The sequence below is a fragment of the Gemmatimonadota bacterium genome (assembly GCA_016209965.1).
Classification (GTDB): Bacteria; Gemmatimonadota; Gemmatimonadetes; order Longimicrobiales; family RSA9; genus JACQVE01.
In genome coordinates, this window is record JACQVE010000247.1 from 1 (window position 1) to 3,297 (window position 3,297).

The window sequence follows — 3,297 nt, forward strand, 5'->3', positions numbered from 1 at the left end:
CCACCGCGCCGTAGACCCGGCCGGCGCGCTGCCGTTGCCGGGCCAGCTCACGCCACGCTTCCGCGTCCGCGGGATGGCGGGCGAGCCAGGCCTGGTACGTGGCCAGCGCCTCGTCCGTACGGCCGGCGCGTCCCAGCAAGGCGGCCCGGCCCACCACGGCGTCCCGTTCCCCGGGTGCACGGCGCATGGCCTGGGCATAGATGTCCAGCGCGCGCGGGAAGTCCCCCCGGCCGGCGTAAGCATCGCCCAGCGCCATGTACCCCCAGGGATCGTCGGGCTCGAGGGCGATGTAGCGGCGGAAGAGGCGGATCGACTCCTTCGCCCGATCCCGCCGGAGCTGCGCCAGCCGAAAGGTGGCACGCGAGTTCTCGGGGTCGGCGGACAGAACGCGCGCGTAGAGGCGCTCGGCAAGCACGCGGTCGCCCGCGCGATAGGCGGAATCCGCGCGGCTCAGCGCCGCCGGCGTCTCCTTGCTGAACCTCGGGCCGGGCGCCTCCTGTGCGGCGGCGCTTCGGTTGGCGGTGGCCCCGGCCACGAGGAACAGCAACAAACAGGTCGGGTTCACAGGGGTTGAAGCGCTCGCGACCGCACAACCACCCCGGCCCGCCTTGCGACGAACGACGAAGCGCAGCACCTGCACGGCTATGAGCACCGCTGCCAGCGTGCCGAAGGTGAAAATCAGCGCTGCCATGCGGAGCACGTTGCGCACCTCGGCCGGGGCGCCCGCGCCGGCCGAACCCAGGGATCCCAGCGACGCGGCGGCCGGACGCGGCCCCAGCACCACCCCCAGCAGCCACCCCACCGCCCAGATGGCGGCGATCACACCCGCGGCCATGCCCACCTGGCGCAGCACCACCCGCCAGCGGTGCGCGGCCACATCCCCGCGCAGCGCGCGACCGGCCTCGCGCACCGGCATGACCAGCGCGCTGACCAGATAGAAGACCCCGCCAATCCCGGCGCCCGGCAAGCCGACCGACATGACTCAGTGCCCCTTCTCGTAGACCAGCAGGGGACGGCGTCGCACCAGCTCCGCCCAGAGTGCCTGCAGGAAGAAGACCGCATTCACCGTGCGCAGCACGAAGAACGCGGGCAGGCTGGCCAGCGCGCGGCCGACCTCGCGGCGCGGCACGGCGCCCACCAGCACGGGCACGAGCACGGCGGGCGCGTCAATGGCGTAGCCCAGTAGCAGCCAGGCGCTGCCCAGGGCCAGGGCCAGGGCCGGCAGCAGCAGCAAGTAGACCGCCGAAGCGATGGCCGCGTCCCAAACGGCCACGGCCACGGCGGAGCGCAGGAAGGGCACCTCGAGCAGGCCGCGCCAGTGCAGCCGCACGTTCTGCACGAAGCCGTGCGACCAGCGGCGGAGCTGCCTCTGCATGAAGGTGAAGTTGTGCGGCTCGAGGGGGTAGCAGACGGCGCCGGGCACGAAGCGCACCTGGTGGCCGGCCTGGTAGAGGGTCCAGGTCAGGTCCATGTCTTCCGCCAGGGTGCGGGTCTGCCAGCCGCCCTGCGCGCGCAGCACCTCGGTGCGGTACATGGAGAAGCAGCCGGAGGAGATGAGCGGCTTCTGGTAGTAGTCCTGCACCTGTTTGTAGAAGGTGAAAGCGAAGAGGTACTCGATGTAGCGGCCGCGCTCCCAGAGGCTGCGCACGCGGCGGGGGATCACGAAGCCACAGGCCGCGGCGACGTCGTCCTCCTGGAACGCCGTGATCAGCTTCTCGATGGCGTCGGGCGCGAGCGTGGTATCCGCGTCAATGGCCATGGTCAGCGGCGTGCGGACGAAGCGCAGCGCGTAATTTTGCGCCCCCGCCTTGGAGCCGGTGTTGGCGGGCGGGCGGAGCACGGTGACGCCCAGGGCGCGGGCGATATCGCCGGTGCCATCGGTCGAGCAGTCGTCCACCACGTAGATTTCGTCCGGCGGCAGGGTCTGGGTCCAGAGGCTGCTGATGGTGTCGGCGATGCTGCCAGCCTCATTGTACGCGGGCACGATGACGGTGAGTCCGGGGGACCGGTCAACCTTCACGTCGCACTCCTCTGCTGTTTCGTGTCCCGAGTAGTCCCGAGTCAGAAATCCGCCGATATTCGCCGGACCTCTGACTCGGGACACTGGGATCCGGCGCGCCTCGGCGCCGCGCCGTGCGGATCAGGCGGGGCGTGCGAAATCGCGCGGCTCGTGGCCGCCCGGCGGACTAACTCGCCGGCGCCCCGCCACTCTACCTTTACAGACGACCGAGAGGCTGCTGCGTCACTGAGTCAGAGCTGTTCCAGGGATCCGGGAAACCAGCCGGAGGGAGCTGCCGGGGGATGGTGATACACCGCGGGCGCAGCAGGTTCCCCGTGAGCCGCGGATGGGGTTCGGGATCAGCCTGCGCGGCAGTGCTGGCGCCCGGGTGAGGTGCAGCGCATCTTTGGGCTTACCCGCTAGTCCTCTCCCCTCCCCTTCACTTTTCGAGCTATGCGTTGCGTCGACTGTCAGGAGGAAGCCCTCGAGCCCTGCCTCACGCGGCAGGGTGTCGAGGTGGACGGCTGCCACCGCTGCGGCGGCATCTGGCTGGACGAGGGGGAGCTCTTCTTCTTCACGCACAAGCCGCTGGTGCTGGCCGAGGCGCTGCGGGAGGCGAGCGCGCGGCCCAGGGCTTCGGCGCGGCGCAGCCCGCGCACCGGCATGCCGCTGGAAGAGATCTCGCTTTTCGGCGACGTCGCGACGGTGGCGCTCTGCCCCAAGACAAACGGGGTTTGGCTGCCCGCCGTCGCGCAGGTAAAGCTCATGAACGCGGAGCCGACGCTGTTCGCGCTCGAAGTGGTGCAATCGGCGCGGCGCAGCGGCAGGGCGGCGGGCGCCGCGGGCAGGCTGGGCGGAGGACCCGGCCGCTCAGGCCCGCGGCATGACGGGCGGGGCGCCGGCGCTGCCGGCGCGCAGAGCGCAGCCGCGGCCGCGGCGCGCGCCGGCCAGGCGGCGGCCGGGGGGGCCGGGGGGGCCGTGCTGCCGGCGCTGCCCAACCTGCAGCTCTACGCCACGGCCACCATGCTCTCGCTCTATGCGCTACTGGGGGTGGGGCTCATTGTGGCCATCGAGCTGGGCGGCATCGACGCGGACACCGCGATTGCCTTCGGCTTCGGCCTGCTGGTCGTGCAGTTCCTGCTGGGGCCGTACCTGATGGACCTGGCGCTGCGCCTCTTCTACACGGCCGAGCGGGTCCAGCCGTACCAGTTGCCGCCGCACCTGCGCGGCTTTGTGGACCGCTCCTGCCGTATGCTGCGCATGCCCTTCCCGCGCTTCGTCATCATCCATGACGGCGC

General features: G+C 71.4%; 3 protein-coding genes. 1 reads left to right on the plus strand and 2 read right to left on the minus strand.

The window, feature by feature from the left end:
* Window positions 1-979, minus strand: a 979-nt coding sequence (locus HY703_09810; GenBank protein ID MBI4545479.1) for a tetratricopeptide repeat protein, incomplete at its 3' end; no start/stop codon positions are given.
* A 3-nt stretch (window positions 980-982) separates the two neighbouring features.
* On the minus strand, window positions 983-2,020 hold the full coding sequence (locus HY703_09815) for a glycosyltransferase family 2 protein (protein MBI4545480.1): 1,038 nt from the start codon (window positions 2,018-2,020) through the stop codon (window positions 983-985).
* 432 nt (window positions 2,021-2,452) lie between these two features.
* Here HY703_09815 and HY703_09820 point away from each other — a divergent pair.
* Window positions 2,453-3,297 (plus strand): zf-TFIIB domain-containing protein (locus HY703_09820; GenBank protein ID MBI4545481.1); only part of this gene is annotated, 845 nt, incomplete at its 3' end.